Annotated in this window: 18 protein-coding genes; 7 read left to right on the top strand and 11 right to left on the bottom strand. The window is 70.6% G+C overall.

The genetic code is table 11. The features are described 5' to 3' along the window. Positions 1 to 113 precede the first annotated feature (113 nt). The 4 genes from ACH4FH_RS06900 to ACH4FH_RS06885 are packed head-to-tail and all read left to right on the top strand — an operon-like array spanning position 114 to position 3,752. Complete coding sequence (locus ACH4FH_RS06900; RefSeq protein WP_398554679.1) at positions 114 to 1,223, top strand: aliphatic sulfonate ABC transporter substrate-binding protein; 1,110 nt, start codon at positions 114 to 116, stop codon at positions 1,221 to 1,223. A gap of 39 nt (positions 1,224 to 1,262) precedes the next feature. Next, on the top strand, positions 1,263 to 2,066 hold the full coding sequence (locus tag ACH4FH_RS06895; RefSeq protein ID WP_398554678.1) for an ABC transporter ATP-binding protein: 804 nt from the start codon (positions 1,263 to 1,265) through the stop codon (positions 2,064 to 2,066). Beyond that, positions 2,053 to 2,985, top strand: coding sequence for an ABC transporter permease (locus tag ACH4FH_RS06890; RefSeq protein ID WP_398554677.1), 933 nt, complete (start codon positions 2,053 to 2,055; stop codon positions 2,983 to 2,985). The genes ACH4FH_RS06895 and ACH4FH_RS06890 overlap by 14 nt, the downstream gene beginning before the upstream one ends. 2 nt (positions 2,986 to 2,987) lie before the next feature. Next, positions 2,988 to 3,752 (top strand): sirohydrochlorin chelatase, encoded by a 765-nt coding sequence (locus tag ACH4FH_RS06885; RefSeq protein WP_398554676.1) that lies wholly within the window; start codon positions 2,988 to 2,990, stop codon positions 3,750 to 3,752. A gap of 66 nt (positions 3,753 to 3,818) precedes the next feature. On the opposite strand, the gene ACH4FH_RS06880 is transcribed toward ACH4FH_RS06885, so the two are convergent. From ACH4FH_RS06880 to ACH4FH_RS06855, 6 genes are all read right to left on the bottom strand, one after another. Next, positions 3,819 to 4,307, bottom strand: a complete 489-nt coding sequence (locus ACH4FH_RS06880) for a hypothetical protein (RefSeq protein WP_398554675.1) — start codon at positions 4,305 to 4,307, stop codon at positions 3,819 to 3,821. A gap of 794 nt (positions 4,308 to 5,101) precedes the next feature. Then, positions 5,102 to 6,193, bottom strand: coding sequence for a glycosyltransferase family 2 protein (locus ACH4FH_RS06875; protein ID WP_398554674.1), 1,092 nt, complete (start codon positions 6,191 to 6,193; stop codon positions 5,102 to 5,104). A 452-nt stretch (positions 6,194 to 6,645) separates the two neighbouring features. Next, positions 6,646 to 7,848: a S8 family peptidase gene (locus tag ACH4FH_RS06870; RefSeq protein WP_398554673.1), complete on the bottom strand. Its 1,203-nt coding sequence runs from the start codon at positions 7,846 to 7,848 to the stop codon at positions 6,646 to 6,648. A gap of 479 nt (positions 7,849 to 8,327) precedes the next feature. Further along, positions 8,328 to 9,683, bottom strand: a complete 1,356-nt coding sequence (locus tag ACH4FH_RS06865; protein WP_398554672.1) for an ABC transporter substrate-binding protein — start codon at positions 9,681 to 9,683, stop codon at positions 8,328 to 8,330. Then, a complete protein-coding gene (locus tag ACH4FH_RS06860) occupies positions 9,683 to 10,612 on the bottom strand; it encodes a carbohydrate ABC transporter permease (RefSeq protein ID WP_398554671.1) in 930 nt (309 codons plus the stop codon). The genes ACH4FH_RS06865 and ACH4FH_RS06860 overlap by 1 nt, the downstream gene beginning before the upstream one ends. Further along, positions 10,609 to 11,550, bottom strand: a complete 942-nt coding sequence (locus ACH4FH_RS06855; protein WP_398554670.1) for a carbohydrate ABC transporter permease — start codon at positions 11,548 to 11,550, stop codon at positions 10,609 to 10,611. The genes ACH4FH_RS06860 and ACH4FH_RS06855 overlap by 4 nt, the downstream gene beginning before the upstream one ends. Positions 11,551 to 12,049: 499 nt before the next feature. Between ACH4FH_RS06855 and ACH4FH_RS06850 the strand changes: the two genes are divergently transcribed. Next, the gene (locus ACH4FH_RS06850) at positions 12,050 to 12,940 is read left to right on the top strand and encodes an aminoglycoside phosphotransferase family protein (RefSeq protein ID WP_398554669.1); all 891 of its coding nucleotides are present in this window, start codon (positions 12,050 to 12,052) and stop codon (positions 12,938 to 12,940) included. Positions 12,941 to 13,080: 140 nt separating this feature from the next. Here the strand turns inward: ACH4FH_RS06850 and ACH4FH_RS06845 are convergent, their stop codons facing one another. Next, a complete protein-coding gene (locus ACH4FH_RS06845) occupies positions 13,081 to 13,800 on the bottom strand; it encodes an exonuclease domain-containing protein (RefSeq protein ID WP_398554668.1) in 720 nt (239 codons plus the stop codon). A 252-nt stretch (positions 13,801 to 14,052) separates the two neighbouring features. On the opposite strand from ACH4FH_RS06845, the gene ACH4FH_RS06840 reads away from it, so the two are divergent. After that, positions 14,053 to 14,865, top strand: a complete 813-nt coding sequence (locus ACH4FH_RS06840; protein ID WP_398554667.1) for an SDR family NAD(P)-dependent oxidoreductase — start codon at positions 14,053 to 14,055, stop codon at positions 14,863 to 14,865. A 71-nt stretch (positions 14,866 to 14,936) separates the two neighbouring features. On the opposite strand, the gene ACH4FH_RS06835 is transcribed toward ACH4FH_RS06840, so the two are convergent. The 3 genes from ACH4FH_RS06835 to ACH4FH_RS06825 all read right to left on the bottom strand — a co-directional run bounded on the left by ACH4FH_RS06835 (position 14,937) and on the right by ACH4FH_RS06825 (position 18,560). Continuing rightward, entirely contained in the window at positions 14,937 to 16,187 is a 1,251-nt protein-coding gene (locus ACH4FH_RS06835) for an SAV2148 family HEPN domain-containing protein (protein WP_393893562.1), read from the bottom strand. A 100-nt stretch (positions 16,188 to 16,287) separates the two neighbouring features. Continuing rightward, on the bottom strand, positions 16,288 to 17,637 hold the full coding sequence (locus ACH4FH_RS06830; RefSeq protein WP_398554666.1) for a copper amine oxidase: 1,350 nt from the start codon (positions 17,635 to 17,637) through the stop codon (positions 16,288 to 16,290). 104 nt (positions 17,638 to 17,741) lie between these two features. Further along, positions 17,742 to 18,560, bottom strand: coding sequence for a Tat pathway signal sequence domain protein (locus ACH4FH_RS06825; RefSeq protein WP_398554665.1), 819 nt, complete (start codon positions 18,558 to 18,560; stop codon positions 17,742 to 17,744). A 217-nt stretch (positions 18,561 to 18,777) separates the two neighbouring features. Here ACH4FH_RS06825 and glgX point away from each other — a divergent pair, with 217 nt between their 5' ends. Then, entirely contained in the window at positions 18,778 to 20,931 is a 2,154-nt protein-coding gene (gene glgX, locus ACH4FH_RS06820) for a glycogen debranching protein GlgX (RefSeq protein WP_398554664.1), read from the top strand. Between the two features lie 63 nt (positions 20,932 to 20,994). Here glgX and ACH4FH_RS06815 read toward each other — a convergent pair whose 3' ends face one another. After that, positions 20,995 to 22,317, bottom strand: a complete 1,323-nt coding sequence (locus ACH4FH_RS06815) for an MFS transporter (protein ID WP_398554663.1) — start codon at positions 22,315 to 22,317, stop codon at positions 20,995 to 20,997. Between the last annotated feature and the right edge of the window lie 94 nt (positions 22,318 to 22,411).

The raw sequence follows: 22,411 nt of genomic DNA, 5'->3' as shown, positions 1-22,411 counted from the left end.
TGACGATGCTCGACTCCGTGCCCCCCACACCACCCTTCCGAAGATCCACTGAATTGCCGGGCGCGCCCTAGAGGGGCGCGAACCCACCCGGCCCTCCGAGAGGAACGCCTCCCGTGTCTGCCGTTCGTTTCCGCCTTTTGGCGGCCGCCGCCACCGTCCCGCTCCTGATAGGGGCGCTGGGCGCCTGCGGCTACGGCTCCCAGGCCAAGAAAGACACCGCGGCCGACGTCGCCCCCAAGGGCGCGAAGACCGACGGACTCGATGAAGTCAAGATCGGGTTCTTCGGCAACACCACGCACGCCACTCCGCTGGTCGGCATCCAGAAGGGCCTGTTCCAGAAGGAACTGGGCGGCACGGCGGTGAAGTCCTCCGTCTTCAACGCCGGCCCCGCGGAGATCGAGGCCCTCAACTCGGGCGCCATCGACATCGGTTGGATCGGCCCCTCCCCCGCGATCAACGGCTACGTCAAGTCGCACGGCAAGAGCCTGAAGATCATCTCGGGTTCCGCCTCCGGCGGCGTCTCGCTCGTGGTCAACCCCAAGAAGATCAAGAGCCTGGACGATCTCAAGGGCAAGACGATCGCGACCCCGCAGCTGGGCAACACCCAGGACGTCGCGCTCCTGAACTACCTGGCCGGAAAGGGCTACAAGGTCGACGCGACCACCGGCAGGGGTGACGTCACCGTCCAGCGCACCGAGAACAAGGTGACGCCGACCGCCTTCCAGCAGGGCAGCATCGACGCGGCCTGGGTCCCCGAGCCCACCGCCTCCAAGCTCGTCGCCGAGGGCGGCAAGACGCTGCTGGACGAGAAGAAGCTGTGGAAGGACGGCAAGTTCGTCATCACGAACATGATCGTCTCGCAGAAGTTCCTCAAGGAGCACCCCAAGGCCGTCGAGGCGGTGCTGCGCGGCTCGGTGAAGACCAACTCCTGGATCAGGTCTCACCCCGCCGAGGCGAAGAAGGCGCTCAACGACAAGCTTGCCGACCCCACCATCTCCGGCAAGTCGCTGCCCAATGACGTCATCGACCCGGCATTCAAGAACGTCGACCTCACCGACGACCCGCTGGCCGCCACCCTCCAGGAGGAAGCGGATCACGCCGTCAAGGCCGGCCTGCTGAAGAAGCCCGACCTCAAGGGCATCTACGACCTCACGCTGCTGAACAAGGTGCTCAAGTCCGAGGGCAAGCAGCCGGTCGACGACGCCGGTCTCGGCAGCAAGTAGTCCCGCCCCAGCACCGCAGTCCCCCAGGAGGTGACACCGATGACGACCACCACGCTCACCAAGCAGCCCGCCACGGCGGACACCGGCACCACCGTGCCGTACGCCGCTCGCATCGACCATGTCTCGAAGTCGTTCGGCCGTCCCGGCGCGCAGCAGCACGTGCTGGACGACATCACCATCGATGTCGCACCGGGCGAATTCGTCTGCCTCCTGGGGGCCTCGGGCTGCGGCAAGTCCACCCTCCTCAACCTGGTTGCCGGGCTCGACGCGCCGTCCGTCGGCAGCATCGAGACGCCCGGCGGCCGGCCCGCCCTGATGTTCCAGGAGCACGCGCTCTTCCCGTGGCTGACGGCGGGCCGCAACATCGAACTGGCGCTGCGACTGCGCGGTGTGCCGCGCGCGGAGCGCCGCGACGAGGCCGAGCGGCTGCTCGAACTCGTCCGCCTCAAGGGCGCGTACGGCAAGCGGGTGCACGAGCTGTCCGGCGGCATGCGCCAGCGTGTCGCGATGGCGCGAGCGCTCGCCCAGGACAGCCAGCTGCTGCTGATGGACGAGCCGTTCGCCGCGCTCGACGCCATCACCCGTGACGTCCTGCACGACGAGCTGACGCGCATCTGGCGGGAGACCAACCTGTCGGTCCTCTTCGTCACCCACAACGTCCGCGAGGCCGTACGGCTCGCGGAGCGCGTGGTGCTGCTGTCCTCCCGTCCGGGCCGCATCGCCCGCGAATGGCAGGTGGACATCCCGCAGCCGCGCCGCATCGAGGACGCCGCCGTCGCCGACCTTTCCGTCGAGATCACCGAACAGCTCCGTGGGGAGATCCGCCGACATGGCCAGCACTGAGACCAAGGACCGGTCCACCACCGGAAGGCCCGGCGACCGGGCTTCCGCCGGCGGTGACTCCTCCAACGATCTCGCCGGGCTGGAGGCCGGACTTGACGCCCTCGAATCCAAGGTCGTCGACCGGCAGCCCTGGCTGCGCACCCTCGCCTCGAAGGCGTTGCCGCCCGTCATCGCCATCGCGATCGTCCTCGGACTGTGGCAGCTCGCCTACCACTTCGAGCTCAAGGAGCACTACCTGCTCCCGAGCCCCATCGAGGTGGGCCGGTCACTGCAGGACAAGTGGCTCGAGGGCACGCTGCTGAGCTACGTCTGGACCAGCATCTCCCGTGGCGCCCTCGGCTTCCTCGCCTCGGTCGTCATCGGTACGGTGCTCGGGCTGATCGTCGCCCGGGTGAAGGTCGTCCGGGCCGCCATCGGGCCGATCCTGAGCGGTCTGCAGTCCCTGCCGTCCGTCGCCTGGGTCCCGGCCGCGATCATCTGGTTCGGACTGAGCGACGCCACGATCTACGCCGTGGTGCTGCTCGGCGCCGTCCCCTCCATCGCCAACGGGCTGGTCGCCGGCGTCGACCAGATCTCGCCCCTCTACCTGCGGGCGGGCCGCACCATCGGCGCGACCGGTCTTGCCGGAGTACGCCATGTCCTCCTGCCTGCCGCGCTGCCCGGTTACATCGCCGGACTCAAGCAGGGCTGGGCGTTCTCCTGGCGCTCCCTGATGGCCGCCGAACTCATCGTCAACGCACCCGAACTGGGCACCGGCCTCGGCCAGCTCCTGGAGCAGGGCCGCGAGTTCCAGGACATGTCCTGGGTGCTGTCCGCGATCCTGCTGATCCTCATCGTCGGCATCGGCATCGAACTGCTGATCTTCGCCCCGATCGAGCGGCGGGTGCTGCGCAGCCGCGGCCTCCTCGTGAAGAGCTGACCATGTCTGCCCGCCCCACTCTCCTCGTCATCGCCCACGGCAGCCGCGACCCGCGGCACGCGGCGACCGTCTCCGCGCTCTGCGCGCGGGTCCGGGCGCTGCGGCCGGGGCTGCGTGTCGAGGTCGGCTACCTCGACTTCAACGCGCCAAGCGTGCCCCGCGTGCTGGAGCGTCTGTCGGCCGAAGGAGTGCGGGACGTGGTGGCACTGCCACTCCTCCTGACCCGGGCGTTCCACGCGAAGTCCGACATTCCCGCGGCGCTGCGGGAGGCCGTGTCACGGCTGCCGCTGCTGTCCGTCCACCAGGCCGAGGTCCTCGGCCCCTCCTCCCTCCTGACCGCCGCGTTGGAGCGCCGGCTGGAGGAAGCCGGGGTACGCCCCGGCGACCGCCGCTCGACCGGGGTCGTGCTGGCCTCGGCGGGCTCCAGTGACCCGGAGGCGATCGCAGTGATCGCTGAAACCGCGCGGGAGTGGCGGCGCACCGCTGGATGGTGTGCCGTGCGACCTGCGTTCGCCTCCGCATCTCTTCCCCGCACGGCGGACGCCGTGCGGGCCCTGCGGGCCGAGGGTGTCGACCGGGTGGCCGTCGCTCCCTACGTCATAGCCCCCGGCTTCCTGCCCGACCGCATCGCCGCCGGTGCCGTCGAAGCCTCCGCCGACATCCTCGCCCCCGTCCTCGGCCCCGCCCCCGAACTCGCCCACCTCCTGCTACGCCGCTACGACCAGTCCCTCCGGTCCCGGCAGGACTTGCCGACGCTGGTTGCTTGAGGGCCCCGGGGCGACGGGCCTCCGGCGTTGTCCAGGCACGCATGTCTGCCGGAGTCGGAGGCCGCATCAGTAAGGGGGACGGAAATACGGAGCCCTCACCGGGCGGGCGCCGGCGCCTCCCCGGCCGGGGTACGCGGCGTCCGGTCGGTCGCTCGGCGCGCTCAGTTCAAGCCGGCTCCGCAGACGCTGCAACGCCCTGAGAACCTCCGTGCGGTTACGGGCCTTCTTCATCCAGGCCGGCAGCCGGTCGAGCATGCTCATGGCCGGGTATCCGGCACGTTCACGAAGGCGGGCGGCCACGTATGCCTCGAGTACGTCGACATGACGGCCGTTGTACGCCCACAGCACTTTGTTGCAGCAGGGCGTCTGCAGCCACAGGGGCCGTTCGAAGAAGGGGTCATCGGGGCCGCCGAGCGTCGCCGCGATCAGCGCATTGCCCTGGCGTTCAGCCGTCCATTCCCTTGTCGTGCCGCAGAGATGGCACAACAAGCGTCGCGGCCGGTAGTGCATTTCCGTCCAGTAGCGCAGCTCCGGGAGGTCGGGCCTCGGTACCACGACGGCGCGCCCGCCACATCCCGGGCACAGGACATGAATGAGGTCCGAATATGCGGCCAAGCGGTGGCGCGAGTCGAGATACCGCCGATCGTCCCCTCCTGAATCGGTCACACTCAAACCTCCCACATGGTCGTGCCTGGCGTCCCAGCCTGTCGCCGCGGACTGTCTCCCCTACCCCTGTCCGTACGTCCGGGCGGGCCCGGCAGTCGGCGGACTCGAACGCGGCGATGGTGCGGGCCGATCGCCCGCCACGGCCGCAGAGGAGCGGCAGGACAGTCCGCCGGCTGGGTCTGGGTTCCCCTGCGGGCATCGACATCCGGGCGTTGCCGACCCTTCCGGCCGGCGCCACCACCGGCTGAACCTTGGCGTCCTTCTTCACCTCGTGGGGTCAGCCGTCGCGCTGGGTACGGGTTCGCCAGAGGTCGTTCTGGGCACTCGCCTTCTCCCATAGGAGGAGATGCACGAGTAGATCCGCCAACTGATGTGCGATGCGGGGGGCCGGTACATCCCCCTCCATGCATCGGCGCTACGGACGCAGGCGACGGGATGGGGAGCAGGGGCGGGCCGGAGGCGACGCCGAGGCGGAAGGGCCCTCACAGACCACTCCGGCGACGCCGAGCACGCCAGTGAGGTCCCCACCCCCGCGCGCGAGCCCCGCACCGGGCCCGGGGCCTGCCCCGGGCCCAGCCGTACCGCCCATCGACCACGACACCGCGACCAACAGCCGCACGCTTCCCTCCCGCTACAGGGCCAGCCCGCTCCGCGCTCTCGCCGTCAAGCGATCGACACGAGTCTCACCCCGCCCCGGAGAGCGCTGATCGCGTCGGTCGGAAGTCGGCTCGGCCCTTCTCGTAGACCGTGAGGCCGCGCGAGAGATGGAGCGGCACCAGGAGGAGTTCCACGATGAGGGCCTTCCAGGCGTAGACGAGGTTGACGGCCTTGGTGGCGTAGACACATGGAAGGTTCAACAGGACGCCGCCGAGCGGGAGTTTGCGGCGGCGGGCGGCGTAGATCAGTGGTGGGGCCGTCAGGAGGAGCTCGGCGCCGGCCCACCATGCGAGGACGAGCGGAAGGGGCTGGTCCGTCGCCGCGGCGGCCATGAACGGCGTTGCCCACCAGAGGGGTGCGGTGAGGATCTCCAGGAGGGCGAGCAGGACCCAGAGCGCCAGCAGGGGCTTGTGGGTGATCAGACTCCCGAGGTGCAGGCGCACGTTCTGGCAGAAGCCGGCCATCCAGCGCCAGACCTGTTTGCGTAGATAGGTGAGGTCCTCCGGGTCGGCGGCAAGGGCGACCGCGTCGGAGACATAGACCGCCTTTCTGCCCGCGATCTGCTGGGACCAGGTGTAGTCCATGTCCTCGACGATCGTGCGTTCGGGAAAGCCGCCGAAGGAAACGAGATCGTCGCGGCGGAAGACGGAGCAGCAACCCGAGCAGACCATGGGGCTGTTGGCGCGGGCCTGGATGGGGCGGTGCCAATGAAAGCCGAAGAGGTATTCGGTGGACCGGCCGCGTTCCCAGATCGTGTGCGTATGGCGGGTGCGGACCGTGCCGGCGGCGATCGTTACGCGGGGATCGTCGAAGACGGGGACGACGGTTTCGATGTAGTCGGGTGCGAGGACGGTGTCCGCGTCGACGGCCAGAACGAGGTCGGTGGTGCAGAGCGGCAGAGCGTAGTTCTGCGCCTTTGCCTTGCTGCCGAGGTTGTCCGGCGGACGGAGAACGGTCACGCCGTGTGACGCCGCTACCTCGCCGGTGCGGTCGGTGGACGCGTCGTCCACGACCAGGATGCGGTCAGGCGGGAGGGTTTGCGCCGCGAGGGATCGCAGCGTGGCCGGCAGCCCTTCCTCCTCGTTGTGAGCCGGCACGATGACGGTGACGGTGTACATGCTGAACTCCCCCTGTGGTGCGGAATGCGGCGGCTACGACAGCGATCAGGCCGATCACGCCGTAGACGAGAGTGCTGATGCCGATGAACGGCAGTCCTCCGTGCATGTCACCGAACGTAGCGGGGTTCAGGATGGGATGGTTCTGGAGGCTGCCTCCTGTGGATAAGTGCGTCGTGCCGGTGGGAGTGGCGACGCAAGGCACCAGGCGTCACCATCGCGCGGAACGCGGGGTGTTCATGGGAGTTCACAGCTCTCCGCGGCCCGTCGCACCCGACCTCACGTCCGACTTCACGTCCCGCTCCGCACACAGCACGGCGCCGGCCGCCGCGCCCCGTGGGGGCGAGCGCGGCGGCCGGCGTGTGGTGCTGAGGTGTCGCAGTGGTGCGGTGTTGCGGTGTCGCTTCTCCCACTGTCCGCCGGGTTACCACCCGGCGTTCACTGCCCGACGATTACTACTCGACGACCTTGAGCAGCTTGTTGGGCGTGCCCTCGCTCGGGTTGGAGATCTTGTCGGCGGTGGCGCCCTCGGTCAGGGCCTTGGAGACCTGCTCGGGGGTGGCGTCCTGGTGGCCGGCCAGGTAGACCGCGGCGGCACCCACGACGTGCGGGGTGGCCATGGACGTACCGGAGATCGTCTTCGTGCCGTCGTCGCTGTCGTTCCAGTCCGACGTGATGTCGGAGCCGGGAGCGTAAAGGTCCACGACACTGCCGAAGTTGGAGAAGTCGGACTGCTCGTCGGCGTCGGTGCTGGAGGCGACCGTGATGGCCTCCTTCACGCGCGACGGGGAGCCCTGGCCGGCGTCGGAGGACTCGTTGCCGGCCGCGACCGCGAAGGTGACACCGGACGCGATGGCCTTCTGCACGGCCGCGTCGAGCGCCTCGTCCGCGCCGCCACCGAGGGACATGTTGGCGACCGAAGGGCCCTTGTGGTTCTTGGTCACCCAGTCGATACCGGCGACGACCTGCTCGGTGGTGCCGGAGCCCTGGTCGTCCAGCACGCGGACGGCCACGATCTTGGCCTTCTTGGCGACGCCGTGCTCCGCACCGGCGATGGTGCCCGCGACGTGCGTGCCGTGTCCGTTGCCGTCATTGGCGTCCTCGTCGCCGTCGACGGCGTCGAAGCCGGAGGCGGCGCGACCCTCGAAGTCCTTGTGCGTGGTGCGGACTCCGGTGTCGATGACGTAGGCGGTGACGCCCTCACCCGCGCTGTCCGGGTAGGCGTACTTCTTGTCGCCCTTGGTGTCCGCCTGGTCGATGCGGTCCAGGCCCCACGACGGCGGGTTGTCCTGGGTGCCGTCGATGTGGAACTTCTTGTTCTGGACGACCTTGTCGACGGCCGGGTCCGCGGCGAGCTGCTTGGCCTCGTCCTCGCTCAGACCGGTCGCCGAGAAGCCGTCGATGGCCGACGAGTAGTTCCGCTTGACCTTGCCGCCGTACTTGTCGGCGAGATCGCCGCTTTCGGCGGTACGGATCGAATCCTTCAGCATGACGATGTAGCTGCCGTTCACGGCGCCCTTGGCCTCGGCGCCGTAGATCTTGCCTTCGGCAGGAGCGGCGCCGGCGGTGACCGCGGTGATCGCGGCGATACCGGTGGCGGCGACCGCGGCGGTTATCGCCGTAACGAGCCGCTTCTTGCTGGAACGCTTGTGAGCCATTGCGAGGGTTCTCCTCGTTCGTGGTGTGGGGGGAAAGCGTTGCGCAATAGCCCGCAGGGACCGGAAGATCTCCGCGAGCTGGCTCGAAACCCTGTCTGATTGACGGGTCCAATTCAAGGCCCGCCAGGCCGTGTGACATAGACAACAAGTTTGCTTAATGACAAAGAGCCGCGGAACTGGGCAAAAGGACTCGCCAAGTTGAACCGAGGAGGCTCAACTCCCTTTACATTCGCGCAACAGAAGGTGATGTCACGCGAAGTAAGCGTGGGATTACCGAATTCGGTGTGGCAGGCTCGCGCCTCGCAAGAGGAGCGGGGTGAGCGGAGCAAATAGGGCGAGGCCGGCCCGCTATTCCGGTATCGGGGCCGGGCTGCTGCGAAGTGCACTGCCAGGGTTTGCAGTTCGGGCCGACGAGGCGGCTGCCTCGCGCGCGCTCCGCGTGAAACAGAGTGCGTCCGACCCGGCCCCGCCCCGCCCGTCTACCGCTGATAGCGAGCCAGCACCAGGTTCCCGTCGGTGACCAGTCGCCTGCGCAGCTCGCCCAGGCCGATCGCGCCGCTGTAGTACTCCTGGAGGCCCGGTGTGGCGACCTTGTCCTTCCATTCCGGGTAGCCGCGGACGGACTGCGCCGGTGCGGACCGCAGGGAGTCCGCCAGCGCGGTGCCGGTCGCCCAGTCGTACTTGGACACCCGCAGCGCCGGGTCCTTCAAGGCTTCCTGACCTGTCGGCAGCATCCAGTCCCCCAGGGCCAGCCGGACCATGTTCGGTGGCCTGAGGAGGAAGTCGATGAAAGCCATCGCCTCCTCCTTGTACGGGCAGGCGTCGGCGATCGACAGCGTCTGCGGGCTCACGCCCTGGTCCAGGGCGTTGCCCTTGGGGGCGGGCAGAACCGTCCAGTCGAAGCCCTTGGGCGCCTGCTGGGCGATCTGCTGACGGTAGGAGAACCCCAGGGGCACCATGGCGTAGCGTCCCGCGAAGAAGCCCGGCAGGGTGTCGGAACCGCCCATCCCCAGCGTCGTGCGGGACGCGCTGCGGTCGACGTTCACCTGGTCGTGGACGGCTCGCGGCACCACCTGGTCGACTGCGTCGAAACGGACCTCCACCTTGCCGTCGGGGCGGCGGTGGAAGACCTGGCCGCCCGTGGACAGCGAGAGGTTGAGGGTGGCGGAGACCGGCTCCTTCAGAGGCCAGGCGACACCGTAGGTGCCCTTGCGGGTCAGCCGCTTGGCAGCGTCCGTGAACTCCGGCCAGGTCCACGGGTGTTCAGGGGTCGGGATGCGGACGCCGGAGCGGCGCAGGAGGGCGCGGTTCGCGATCAGCACCCGCGGCTCCTGGAGGAACGGGACGCCGTACACCCGGCCGTCGAACGTCCCGGTCTCCCAGCTGTGCCGTGGGATGTCGCGCCGGAGCCGCGCGGGCAGCAACGGGGTGAGATCGGTGAGGTCGCCGCCATAGGCGAAGTCCGCGAGGTCGTCGGAGGCGTCGTGGATGATGTCCGGTGCCTCGCCGCCCTCGAAGGACGTGAGCAGTTGGTCGTGGACAGTGGGCCACGCGCCCTGGACGTACTGCACCTGGATCTGGGGGTGCTGCGCGTTCCACTCTGCGACCAGCTGCTTGTTGGCCTTGATGGAGTCCTGCTGCCAGGCCAGTGACTGGAAGCGCAGGGTGATCCGGCCGCCGGTCGCCCGCCGCGAGTCGTCGGAGCAGCCGGGCAGGAGCGCCGTGGCGGGCAGCGCGGCGGCGGCCGCGAGCAGGCCACGGCGGGAGAAGCGGGCGCGCGGCCGCGCAGGGCCGGGCGCCGGGGAGCTCCGGTGGGCTGTTGAGTCGTCGCGCATCAGCTCTTCACCGCCCCGGCCAGCATGCCGCCGGTGATTCGTCGCTGGATGACGGCGAACAGCAGGAGGCTGGGAAGTGTGGCGAGGAGTGCGGCGGCGGCGAGCGGGCCGAGGTCGGCGACGCCCTCCGCCCCGAGGAAGTGGGTCAGCACCACCGGCAGTGTCTGCTTTCCGGGCGACTTGAGCAGGACCAAGGCGAAGAAGAACTCGTTCCATGCGGTGATGAAGGCGAACAGGGCGGTGGCGATGATGCCCGGTGCGAGCAGCGGCGCGGTGACCGAGACGAGCGTACGGACCCGGCCCGCGCCGTCGACCGCCGCTGCCTCCTCCAACTCGGGTGGCACGGCCCGGACATAGCCGGTCAGCATCCAGAGGGCGAAGGGCAGCGACCACACCACATAGACCATGATCAAACCGATGCGGGAGTCCACGAGATGGAGGTTCTTCAGAATCAGGAACAACGGGATGATCACCAGCACCAGCGGAAACGCCTGGCTGATCACCACCCAGCCGGTGGCCGCCCGCGCGAAGCGGTTGCGGTAGCGCGCCAGGACGTACGCCATCGGGGTCGCCAGCACGATCGCGACCACCGCCGAGACGGCCGCCGCGAACAGGCTGTTGCCCGCCGCCTCCAGCAACGGCTGCTGCGCGAAGGCCTGCCGGAAGTTCTCCAGGGTCGGCGCCTCGGGGATCCACGTCGGATGGATGCTGCCCAGCTCGCGCGGTGGCTTGAAGGCCGTGGAGATCAGCCAGAGGAATGGGAAGGCGAGGAAGACGAGATAGCACAGCAGCGCGGCGTACTGTCCGGTGCGGCCCGCGGTGCGTGTGAAGGTCGGCCGGCGCTTGCCGGCCGGGCGGTGCTCCGGAGCCGGCCGTGACGGCGCCTCGGCCGGGTGCTGCGGCTCGCTCACCGGGCTGACACGGGTCATGAGTGGTCGTCCCCCTTCAGCCGGCCGGCCAGGAAGACGGCCAGCAGGACCGAGATCACCGCGACCATCGCCAGGCCCATCGTGGCGGCGTATCCGAACTGCCCGTAGCGGAACGCCTCTTCGTATGCGAAGAGCATCGGCAGCCTGGTGCGGCCGCCGGGCCCGCCGTCGGTCAGGACGTAGACCAGGGCGAAGGAATTGAAGTTCCAGATGAAGTTGAGTGCGGTGACGGCGAGCGCGATCGGCCGGATGGCGGGCCAGGTGACCGTGCGGAAGCGACGCCAGGCGCCCGCGCCGTCCATGGACGCGGCTTCGTGCAGTTCGTTCGGGACGTTCTGGAGGCCGGCCAGCAGCGAGACGGTCGTCTGCGGCATACCGGCCCACACGCCGACGACGATGACCGCGGGCAGCGCCGTCGCCAGACCACTGAGCCAGTTCCGACCGTCGGCCGCTCCGGCAAGGCCGAGGCTGCGCAGCGTCTCGTTCAGGATGCCGGCGTCCGGGTGGTAGACCAGCCGCCACATGATGCCGATGACGACCTCGGGCATCGCCCACGGGACGATCGCCAGCGCGCGGGCCAGCCAGCGCAACCGCAGATTCAGGTTGAGCAGCAGCGCGAGACCGAGCGCGAGGAAGAACTGCGGGACGGTGACGCCGACGGCCCACACCAGGCCGATGCGGAAGGAGTCCCAGAACAGGGAGTCCTGGAACAGGTCGGAGAAGTTCAGCAGGCCCACCCACTGGGTGGACCTGGTCCGCCCCGACTGCGCGTCGGTGAACGCCAGGCCGATGCCGTACAACAGCGGTCCGACGCTCAGCACCAGGATCGGGATCAGTGCGGGAAGCACCAGGAACCACGCGCCGTGGTCGCGGCGTGGGTCCGCGGCGCGGCGCGAGCCCGCTGCGGTTGACCGCTTTGGCACGGTCGCTGGGGTCACGGCAGAGGCTCCTTAGGGACGCGGCTCGGTCCGGCGCCCCGCGACGCGGCACCCCGGTCTGCTCAGTGCGGACAACGGTCTCGGCTCCTGCGATGAGGCCATGGGCGGGGCTGTGGAAAGGGCCGTGGGTGGGCCGTGGACATGACCTTCCGAGAACGGCGCGGGGCACGTCGTCCGCATCCCCCGTCGGCAAGGCGGCCGTCGCCCACACGTGTCACATCAGCCCGCCGTTCCCCCTTCGCGTCTCCCCTCCCCCGGTTCCCCCGGCCCCCGTGGCCCCCTCGGCCAAGCCTCGCCCCGTGGTGCTCTCGTGTCGCTCCCGTTCCGTCCCGTGCGCGCGCACGGGAGGTGCGTTGACGCAGGTAGTCGCCGTCATCGTCGTGACGGCCGCCAGCGCAGTCAAGCTTCCGGCCCGATTTCCCTACCGGGATCTGCCCACCGGCCACCTCCCCCGGACCTGCGACACTGGTCGCGATCACGCACCGCAGGAGGCACCACGATGACCGAACCGCGCCCCGGCGCCTTCACCGAGGCCCGCGCCCGCGACGTCCTGGCCGCGGCCGGACGGCCCGAAGCGGCGGCGGACGCGAGGCTGCTGTCGCTCGGCGAGAACGCCGTCTTCGCGCTCGGCGACAGTGGTCCGGTCGTACGGGTGGGCCGCAGCGCCGAGCTTCTGGAGCGCGCAGAGCGGGAACTGGCCGTGGCCCGGTGGCTGGAGGCCGAGGGCGTGCCGGCGGTGCGCGCCGCCGAGCCCGTGGCCGCCTTGGTGGACGGGCACCCGGTCACCTACTGGCAGCGGCTGCCGGAAGCCGTTCGCCCCGCCGGTCCCGGCGATCTCGCGGCACTGTTGCGGAGCGTCCACGTCCTGCCGGAGCCCTCTCTCGCGCTGCCCCGGCGCGAACTCCTCAGCGGGGTGGAGCGCTGGCTGCGGCTGGCGGGTGACGCCGTATCCGCGCAGGACGCGGAGTACCTGCGCGGCCGGCGGGACGCATTCGCGGCGGCTGCCACGGCACTTGAGCCGAACCTGCCGCGCGGTCCCATCCACGGCGACGCGCTGACCCGCAATGTGCATGTCGGTCCTGACGGCCCGGTCCTGGTGGACCTGGAGACCTTCTCCTCCGATCTGCGCGAACACGACCTCGTCGTCATGGCCCTGAGCCGGGACCGCTACGGCCTGGCCCCGGACGCCTACGACACCTTCGTATCCGTCTACGGCTGGGACGTACGGGACTGGGAGGGCTGCGCGGTGCTGCGCGGCGCCCGGGAGACCGCGAGCTGCGCCTGGGTGTCCCAGCACGCGCCCGGAAACCCGGCGGCGCTCAAGGAGTTCCGACGCCGCATCGCCTCGCTGCGCGACAAGGATGCGACGGTGCGGTGGTACCCGTTCTGAGGGACCGCTCCGAAGGCCCGCTCCGAGGGGCCGGGAGAGCCTCGCGGCCCGGTCTCCGTGCGGCCGTACGCAGACGGTCCTGGGCGGCTCCGCAATGCGTCCCGCCCGGCCCGCGGACGACGTGGCATCGCGGACGCGGCCTAGCGGCGCACCTGATACGGGATCAACGGCCAGGCGGGCTCGACTATCGCGCGCGGGTCGCCGGAACGCCGCAAATACGCCTGGAACGACGCCGCTTGCTCTGCTGCCGCCTCCTCCTGGAGGGCGTGCAGGGCGCGCGGGGACGGGATGGCTACGGCCGGGTACTTCTCCCCGATGCGCCGGGCGACGCCGGCCGCGGCCGCCGCATCGGCGCCCGCTTCGTGTGCCCCCTCCAGCCGGACGCCGTAGTGCCCGCAGAGCGCCTGCAGGGCACGCTTCCCCTTGCGATAACGGTCGACATGCTTGTCCAGGACCAGGGGGTCGATGACCGGGGCCGGGGCTCCCCCCAGCCGGTCGGAGAGCGTCGGTACGCCATGGCGGCGGCACTCCCGGTCCAGCAGCGAGAGGTCGTATCGCGCGTTCATCACCACCAGGGGAATGTCCGCCCGCAGGGCGTCGGCCAGCGACTCGGTGATTTCCTCTATCGCGGTCGCCGGCGGCCGGCCGTGCTCCCGCACCTGGGCGGTCGAGATGCCGTGAATGGCCGCCGCCTCGTCGGGAATCGGGACGCCGGGGTCGAGCAGCCAGGACTGCGTGGCGGCCGCCCGGCCGTCCCCCTCCAGCCGGATCAGTGCGGCGGTGACGATACGGTCCTGCTCGACGTCGGTGCCTGTGGTCTCCAGGTCGAAGCTGACCAACAGCTCCTGATGCCAGCTCATGGCGGCCTCCTTCAGTGGTACTCCCCCGTTGCTCGGACACTCTCGCACGCACCACTGACAATGCCCGGCCGGCCGCCCGCGCAAGGCAGCGAACCGTCCGCAGGCACGAATCCGGCACCCCATCGCGGCTCGGCCGACGGCACGCGGCACGAACCGCCGCAATGCGCACGAAAGGTCGGCGGCCCCGAACGCGACGAATCCGGCGTCACCGCACCGCCGCCCGGGCCGCCCGCCGCGCCTAGGCTGGCCGCCATGGACCTACGGCTGGCAGGACAGTGCGCGCTGGTGACGGGCAGCAGTTCGGGTATCGGGGCGACGATCGCCGAGACCCTGGCCGGAGAGGGGTGCGACATCCTCGTCCACGGCCGGGACGCGGCGGCGGCCGCGGCCGTCGCCGAGCGGGTCGCGCTCCGCGGCGTACGCGCCGAGGTCGTGCTCGGGGATCTGACGGAGCCGGGGGTCGCCGAGCAGATCGCGGTCACCGCCCGCGATTTCGGGGCCAGGATCCTGGTCAACAACGCGGGCCCGTTCGCCGAGCACGACTGGGACAGTGCCCGTCCGGCCGACTGGCGGGCCGCGTTCGAGGGGAACGTCCTGCCGACGGTCCGGGTCACCCAGACCCTGCTGCCGTCGCTGCGCTCCCATGGCTGGGGCCGCGTGATCACCATCGGCAGCCGGGCCGTACGGACCCCGCTGCCCCACATGGTCACGTACTCCGCGGCCAAGGCGGCCGTGGTGAACATGACCACGAGTCTGGCCCGGCACCTCGCCGGCACCGGCGTCACCGCGAACTGTGTGAGCCCCGGAGTGATCATCACGCCGTCGATGCAGCGCATGTTCGAGCGACGCGGGGAACCCGAGCAGCGCGGGGAGCTCGCCGACGCGGATGTCAGGAGCGGCCCCGGGGAGGCCGCGCTCGTCGCGGAGTACGCACCGAACCCCACCGGCCGGCTGGGGCGCCCGCAGGACATCGCGGCGGCGGTCGCCTACCTCGCCAGCCCTCTCGCCGACTACGTGAACGGCATCGAACTACGGGTGGACGGCGGCATCACGGGGACCTCATAGGGCCCCGCGGCGCCCCAGGAGCCACCGGCCCCCGGACCCCGGGACCCAGCCCGCGGTCCCCGAGCCCCCGGCTAGGAAACCGGCCGGGAGTCGGCCCACATGCTCTCGAACTCCTCGCGGTAGGTCTGGAACAGCCCGTGCTCACCGCCGCGGCCGTCCCTGGCGTCCTGCCTGACCACCTCGCGGCCGCCGCCGCGCAGGACGAGGACCGGCACCTCCATGCCCCGGCTCTTGCGGAGGTAGGTCTGGACGACGGCGACGCCGTCCGGGCCGTCACCGTCGACGAGGTACGCCGTGAAGCGCGGGGTCTCGTCGAAGACCTGGATCTCGAAGGCACCGGGGTCGCGCAGCCTGGCCCGCACCCGCCGCATGTGGAGGATGTTCATCTCGATGGAGCGGCTCATCTCGCCCTTCTTCAGGCCGATTTCGCGCTCCCTGCGGCGTACCGCGCTGCTGGCCGGGTTGAGGAACAGCAGGCGGACGCGGCAGCCGGACTCGGCGAGCCGCACCAGCCGGCGGCCTGAGTAGTTCTGGACGAGGAGGTTCAGGCCGATGCCCACGGCGTCCAGCCGGCGGGCGTCCCCGAAGAGATCCTCCGCCGGGAGTTGGCGCTGCAGACGCACCCGGTCGGAGTGGACCCCGATCACGTCGGCGTAGCGGTCGCCGACGAGGTCCTCGACGGCGTCGATGGGCAGCCGGCCGGAGATGCGGGTGCCGACACCGGAGCCCAATATGTCGAGCAGCCGGGCGGATGCCCGCTCCGCCTGGGCGAGGACCGTCTCGGACAGGGCGCGGTTGCGGGAGACGATGTTGCGGGCGACCTCCAGCTCGTCCAGCGCCAGCTCGACGTCGCGGCGGTCGTCGAAGTAGGGCTCGAAGCAGGGCCAGTGCTGGACCATCAACTCCCGCAGCTGCGGGAGCGTCAGGAAGCTGACGATGTTGTCGTCTGCCGGGTCGAGGAGGTAGCCCTTGCGGCGGCTGACCTCGCGGACGGCGACGGCGCGCTGGACCCACTCCTGCCCGGCGGGGCCGGCCGCGGCGATGACCCATTCGTCGCCGTGGACCGGCTCGTAGATGGGGCGCAGCACGGCCGCGACAACGGCCCGCAACCGCTGCTCGACAAGATTCAGCCAGATATAGGCGCGTCCGGCCCGGCGGGCGCGGGTGCGCACCTCGGTCCAGGCGTCGGCGCCCCAGTCGAGTTCCGCACCGATCTCCAGTGGTCGTGCCAGGGACACCGCGCCGGGCGGTGCGTCGACGGAGCCGCCCTCATGACCCTCGTGACTCTCGTCACCAGGGGGCAACTCCAGCCCGCCGCTCACCTGCCACCGCCTTCCGAACCCCCGTGCCAACGATCAAGGCAGACTACTGCGGTGCGGGAGGCGGTGCAGCATGATGGGTCGAGACGTCTACCAACTCCCCTTATTCGTAGTGCCCGTTGTGCCCGGAAAGGGCGGGCGGCGTGAGCGGATTCATAGCTGTGACGTCGCGCGGAGCCAGCTGGAAGCCCTGCCAGTGGACGGGCATGGGCTCCTGGTCCTCATCCCTGGCGATGTGATGGAATCCGATGTTGACCCACGCGATGGGGTGTTTCAGCGGCTGCCCGTTGACCCACGCGTCGACGCTCTTGCCCGCGCGGGCCCCGCAGTTGGCCAGGTTGTTGCTGGCGAACTGCTCACATTTGTTGTACTCGGTGAAGTAGACGTCGTGTTTGGTGTAGCCGCGCCCCGTGTACTTGCTGGTGGCGCCCGGCACGATCTCGTACGAGCGCCGATGGCCGTCCTTGTTCCTGCCGGTCGGGCTGACCACCCGCCACCAGCGCATCCGCCCGGCGTCCCCGGCCAGTTCCTTGGTGACGGGCTTGCTGGTGGTGCGGATGGTGGGGGTGCGGCCTCCGGGGCGGGTCGTGGTCGTGGAGTCGAACTGCTCGACCTTGTTCGCCGTGGAGCCGTCGAGGCCGAAGTTCAGCCGCCAGAAGACGTTGTGGCTGTGGCTGGTGGCGTAGTCCTTGGCGCCCTTGCCGAGCGGCATGCCCCGGCCGTCGCCGGCGTCGTAGTCGCTGGGAGAGACCGTCCCGGTGGCGCCGACCTGCATCGTCATGGTGCCGTCGCCGGAGAATCGCCACTCGGTGATGTACTCGTACCAGCCGACCTTGTTGACGGTGTAGAGCAGCAGGTCCTTGCCCTGGAGCTGGTAGGTCTTGGTGCCCTCCCCGGGGTAGCCGCCCATCCGGTAGGCGTGGCCGCGGGCCCGGGTGGTGGCGCACAGGCCGCTGACGTTCGGATGGGCCGGGTCCCAGGCGCCTGGCACCTTGACCGTCTTGATCGTGCCGCCGGGGCATTCGGCGGGCGCGAGCTTCATCAGCCCTTGGGCGAACCCCTGACCCGTGAGGTCGTCGTACTCGTTGCCGCCGTCGTCGTAGGGGACGTGGATCTGGGCGAGTTTGGCGGTGGTCAGCACCTTGATCGGGGTGCGCTCGCCCTTGGGCTGGTAGGAGACGTTGTCCAGGACGAGCCCGGCGTTGCCTTCGTAGTGCCAGCACATGCGCCAGACGGTGCCGCCGTCCAGGGCCTGGGTGATGCGGTAGGCGGCGCTGCAGCCTTCCGCGGGGGCGGGCGCGGCGGGCGCCGCCTCGGGAGCGGCGTGTGCGGCCGGTCCGGAGAAGAGAGCGGTCGCGGCGAGCAGGAGGGGCGTCGTAGCGAGGGCCGCCGCGCGGCGGCGCGTGCGGCGGCGGCCCCCACCGCGGGCAGGGCCGGATGGGCTTTCGTGCATGCGGAGGCTCCTGTACGGCAGATGCGGACGGAAGGTGTGCCGGTGTGCATCGCACGGTCCCGGCCGGCCGGGCCGGTCGGCTCCCGGCAGGTCGGGCTGCGCGGTCAGCCCAGGCGGGCCACGGTGCGGGCGCTGAGGTCGATGACGAAGCGGCGGGTGTCGATCCACCGGCCGTTGTCGGCCTTCGTGAACAGGCGTACGCAGCGGTGTGCGCCGCACTCGCCGAGCGCGCCGGGTGCGTCACCCTCGGCGCGGCCGCGGTAGACGAAGCCGCTGACGGTGAGCTGGTCGGGGTCGGTGAGGTCGCGGCCGGCGGCGTCGCGGTAATCCTGGCGCAGGCCGGCGCCGAGCGGCGCGGCGATCAGCAGCCGGGCGGCTTCGACGGCCTCGGCGTGGCTGGGCGGCGGCTGGACGCCGTGCCGGCTGTCCGTCGACTCCACCTCGGAGGTGGTGAGGTTGACGGTCCTGGTGAGGTAGGCGTCGCTCTTGTAGTCGTACAGGGTGACGTTCGCCCGCCTGGGTGGGTCGGCTAGGGCGACCTCGGAGGGACCGAGTTCGGCCAGCTCGGTGATCAGGTGTTCGGGTCCGGGCTTTCCGGTGACGCCCTCGGCGTCGGCGCGCAGAGTGCGCGGCAGCGCCAGGTCCTTGGCCCGCCGGAGCTCGTCGTCGGTGAGTGGGTCCCGTCCCCGGCCGCGCTCCCCCTGGGCGCGGGCTCCTTCGACGACGCCGGGTGCCGGTTTCCCCGCCGCGCTGCCCGGCGCGCCCTGGCCGTCCGCGGCGGACCGGGCGGACCGGCCTGCCGCGCGGTCGGCGGCTCCGGCGTCGGCGGGAAGGGTGAGGGCGGCCATGGCCGCGGTACCCGTCAGCGCGATGGCCGCGCCCGCCACTAACTTGCCGAGGTGGCGGTGCATCAGTTGGCGCACGGTTTCCCCTCGCTGTCACATTCCGTCACACGCATATAGGTCCCCCATCGGTCCCCCAGTAGGACGATCCGACATCGCGACAGGTTGCCCGCCTTTCGGCGAAGATCCCGCGAAATCCGCTAGGTGTGCGACAAGTTGGGGAAGGATTCCCATTCGGTCCGCGGACGGTGTCGTGGAGTCGCCGCAGCCCTCGATGAGAAAGTTGAAGAGTCTACGCATGCAGGTCTGGCCGGGACAGATGTATCCGCTGGGTGCCACCTACGACGGTGCCGGCACCAACTTCGCGGTGTTCTCCGAAGCCGCGAAGCGCGTCGAACTGTGTCTGCTGCACGACGACGGGTCGGAGACCGCCGTCGAGCTGCGCGAATCCGATGCCTTCGTACGGCACGCGTACCTCCCGGGGGTGATGCCGGGGCAGCGCTACGGCTTCCGGGTGCACGGGCCGTACGAGCCGGGGCAGGGGCTGCGCAGCAACTCCGCGAAGCTGCTCCTCGACCCGTACGCACGGGCGATGAGCGGCCGCATCGACTGGGACGAGGCGGTCTACGGCTACCACTTCGGCAAGCCGGAGGTACGCAACGATCTGGACTCGGCGCCGCACACCATGGCGTCGGTGGTGGTCAATCCGTACTTCGACTGGGGTGACGACCGCCCGCCGCGCACCGCGTACCACGAGACGGTGCTCTACGAGGCCCATGTGAAGGGCCTGACGATGCGCCACCCGGACCTGCCCGAGGAGCTGCGCGGCACGTACGCGGCGCTGGCGCATCCGGCGATCATCGACCATCTGACGAAGCTGGGGGTCACGGCGCTGGAGCTGATGCCGGTGCATCAGTTCGTTCAGGACCACCGGCTGGTGGACGCCGGGCTCACGAACTACTGGGGCTACAACACCATCGGGTTCTTCGCCCCGCACAACTCCTACGCCTCCTGGGGCGATCGCGGGCAGCAGGTGCTGGAGTTCAAGACGGCGGTGCGGGCGCTGCACCGTGCGGGCATCGAGGTGATTCTCGATGTGGTCTACAACCACACCGCCGAGGGCAATCACCTGGGGCCGACCCTGTCCTTCCGGGGCCTGGACAACGCCTCCTACTACCGGCTGACGGAGGACCAGCGCTACTACATGGACACCACGGGCACCGGCAACTCCCTGCTGATGCGCAGCCCGCATGTGCTCCAGCTGGTCATGGACTCGCTGCGCTACTGGGTGCAGGAGATGCGGGTGGACGGCTTCCGCTTCGATCTGGCCGCCACGCTGGCCCGGCAGTTCCACGAGGTGGACCGGCTGTCGTCGTTCTTCGACCTGGTGCACCAGGATCCCGTCGTCAGCCAGGTGAAGCTGATCGCCGAGCCGTGGGACGTCGGTGAGGGCGGCTACCAGGTGGGGAACTTCCCGCCGCTGTGGACGGAATGGAACGGCAAGTACCGGGACACCGTGCGGGACCTGTGGCGGGGCGAACCACGCACCCTCGCGGAGTTCGCCTCCCGGCTGACCGGCTCGTCCGACCTCTACCAGGGCGACGGGCGGCGGCCGATCGCCTCGGTGAACTTCGTGACCTGCCACGACGGCTTCACTCTGAACGACCTCGTCTCGTACAACGAGAAGCGCAACGAGGACAACGGCGAGGACAACCGGGACGGCGAGCGGTTCAACCGGTCCTGGAACTGCGGGGTGGAGGGCCCCAGCGACGATCCCTCGGTGCGCCGCCTGCGCGCGCGGCAGATGCGGAACTTCCTCGCGACGCTGATGCTGTCGCAGGGTGTTCCGATGCTCAGCCACGGCGACGAGTTCGGCCGCAGCCAGGCCGGCAACAACAACGCCTACTGCCAGGACAACGAGCTGTCCTGGGTGCGTTGGCCGGAGCCGGCCGATCCGCCGGGGGACGACGACGATGCGGAGGAGGTCGACGAGGAGCGGGAACTGCTGGCGTTCGTCCAGCAGATGGTGTGGCTGCGGCGTGACCATCCGGTGTTCCGGCGGCGGCGGTTCTTCCAGGGCCGCCCGATGGAGGGCACCCACGACGAGCTGTCCGACATCGCGTGGTTCACCGCCGGCGGCGAGGAGATGGGGCCACGCGACTGGCAGTCGGTGCACGCCAAGGCGCTGACGGTCTTCCTCAACGGCAGCTCCATCTCCGAGCCGGGGTCGCGGGGCGAGCCGATCACGGACGACTCGTTCCTGCTGATGTTCAACGCGCACGAGCAGGAGAAGGACTTCACGATCCCGGTGCATCACGGCCGGCAGTGGCAGGTGGTGGTGGACACCGACCGGCCGCGGGCCGCGGCGGACGGCGAAGGGGCCAAGGTCAAGGCCGGGGATCAGGTCACGCTCACCGGCCGCAGCCTGCTGGTGTTGCAGCGGCCCGCCTGAGTGCCGCGAGGCCGGCGCCTGCGGGCGGGAGCCGGCCAGGTGTGAGGCGGGCGGGAGAAGCGCCTACGCCTCCGTCCGGCCGGCCTCCGGCACCGGCCGGTCTGCTGCGGGTCGCCCCGGCGCGGCGGGCCGGGGCACGGGCCTGACGGCCAGCGCGACGGCGAGGATCAGCACCGCGGCACCGACCGCGACGGCGAAGGCGGCGGGCGGGCCGTACGCGTCGGCGAGCCGGCCGGCGGCGGCCAGTGCCAGGGCCTGGCCGCCGACCACGGCGCTGGTGAGGAAGGCCATCGATTCGGCCATCCGACCGCGCGGCACCGTCCGTTCGGTGAGGCCGAAGAGCGTGATCATGTGCGGCGCGAAGGCCACGCCGAGGATGACGACGACCGCGTAGAGCGCCCCGAGGGACCCCACGTACAGCAGCGGGACGGAGAGCACGATCAGGGCGACGGCGGACGCCCGCCAGCGTGTCGGCAGGGTGATCCGGGCGGGTACCAGGGTCAGCGACAAACCGGCGACGGCGCTCATCACGCCCATGGCGGCGTAGACGAGGCCCGCCTGGGCGGACTGGTGGAGGCGCTCGGTGAGCGCGGTGATGCCCGCCTGGCAGGCACCGAACATCGCGCCCTGCAGCGCCATCGAGGCACGCATGGCGTGCACCGCGCGAGGCATCCGCGCCCGCGCGCTCCCCGGGAGGCGAGCGGCCGGTACGGAAGCCGTCGTGCTGCCGTGGGTGTCCGCGGCGGGCTCCGCCTCCTTCGTGGCACGCGCGGGCGGCAGCACGCGGGCGGTCGGATGGAGGGCGAACGCCGAACCGCAGACGGCCAGCAGTCCCGCTGCCAGCGCCAGCGCGAGGGCCGGGTGGGCAACCGCGGCCGCCAGGCCCACCAGCGCCGGGCCGAGCACGAACGACACCTCGTCCAGCGTCCCCTCCAGTGACAGCGCGGCGCCCACCAGCCGCTCGTCGGCGCGGGCGCGCCGGGCCAGGGCCACGAGCCGGGTGCGGGCGAGCGGCCCGATCTGCGGCACGGTGACGCCCGCCAGCAGGCCGGTCAGGGCCAGCGGCAGCGTCGCCGTGCGGGCGAGCGCGGCCGCCACCAGGGCGGCCACCGCGAACGCGTTGAGCCAGCAGGCGGCCAGTACCACCGTGCGCTGCCCGTGCCGGTCGGCGAGCCGGCCGATCAGCGGGCCGGCGGCCGTCTGGCCCGCCGCCAACGCACCTCCGACGAGGCCCGCCGTGGTGAGGCTGCCGCTGGTCTCGGCCACCAGCAGCAGACTGCCGAGCTGGCACATGGCGGTCGGCAGCCGGCCGAGGAAGGACAGGACAGGCAGCACCGGCCCGCCCAGTGCGATCACCCGGCGGTAGGTGGCAAGAGCAGCGATCATCGGCCGACGCTACCCAGGGAGGAGTCGCGGGCCCCATGCACGGGACGTACAAAGGTGTGCGGTGCACCGGCCCGCCGGCTCGGATGAATCCACA

The organism is Streptomyces sp. NPDC017993, assembly GCF_044328065.1.
Taxonomy (GTDB): Bacteria; Actinomycetota; Actinomycetes; order Streptomycetales; family Streptomycetaceae; genus Streptomyces.
Note: the sequence above shows the minus strand (reverse complement) of the source record. Positions and strands in the feature narration are given on the sequence as shown.

Bases quoted from the DNA above. Each gene is read 5' to 3' on its own strand.
- ACH4FH_RS06895 (WP_398554678.1), top strand. From the start codon at position 1,263: ATGACGACCACCACGCTCACCAAGCAGCCCGCCACGGCGGACACCGGC.
- ACH4FH_RS06890 (WP_398554677.1), top strand. From the start codon at position 2,053: ATGGCCAGCACTGAGACCAAGGACCGGTCCACCACCGGAAGGCCCGGC.
- ACH4FH_RS06885 (WP_398554676.1), top strand. From the start codon at position 2,988: ATGTCTGCCCGCCCCACTCTCCTCGTCATCGCCCACGGCAGCCGCGAC.
- ACH4FH_RS06875 (WP_398554674.1), bottom strand. From the start codon at position 6,193: ATGTACACCGTCACCGTCATCGTGCCGGCTCACAACGAGGAGGAAGGG.
- ACH4FH_RS06870 (WP_398554673.1), bottom strand. From the start codon at position 7,848: ATGGCTCACAAGCGTTCCAGCAAGAAGCGGCTCGTTACGGCGATAACC.
- ACH4FH_RS06865 (WP_398554672.1), bottom strand. From the start codon at position 9,683: ATGCGCGACGACTCAACAGCCCACCGGAGCTCCCCGGCGCCCGGCCCT.
- ACH4FH_RS06860 (WP_398554671.1), bottom strand. From the start codon at position 10,612: ATGACCCGTGTCAGCCCGGTGAGCGAGCCGCAGCACCCGGCCGAGGCG.
- ACH4FH_RS06850 (WP_398554669.1), top strand. From the start codon at position 12,050: ATGACCGAACCGCGCCCCGGCGCCTTCACCGAGGCCCGCGCCCGCGAC.
- ACH4FH_RS06845 (WP_398554668.1), bottom strand. From the start codon at position 13,800: ATGAGCTGGCATCAGGAGCTGTTGGTCAGCTTCGACCTGGAGACCACA.
- ACH4FH_RS06840 (WP_398554667.1), top strand. From the start codon at position 14,053: ATGGACCTACGGCTGGCAGGACAGTGCGCGCTGGTGACGGGCAGCAGT.
- ACH4FH_RS06830 (WP_398554666.1), bottom strand. From the start codon at position 17,637: ATGCACGAAAGCCCATCCGGCCCTGCCCGCGGTGGGGGCCGCCGCCGC.
- glgX (WP_398554664.1), top strand. From the start codon at position 18,778: ATGCAGGTCTGGCCGGGACAGATGTATCCGCTGGGTGCCACCTACGAC.
- ACH4FH_RS06815 (WP_398554663.1), bottom strand. From the start codon at position 22,317: ATGATCGCTGCTCTTGCCACCTACCGCCGGGTGATCGCACTGGGCGGG.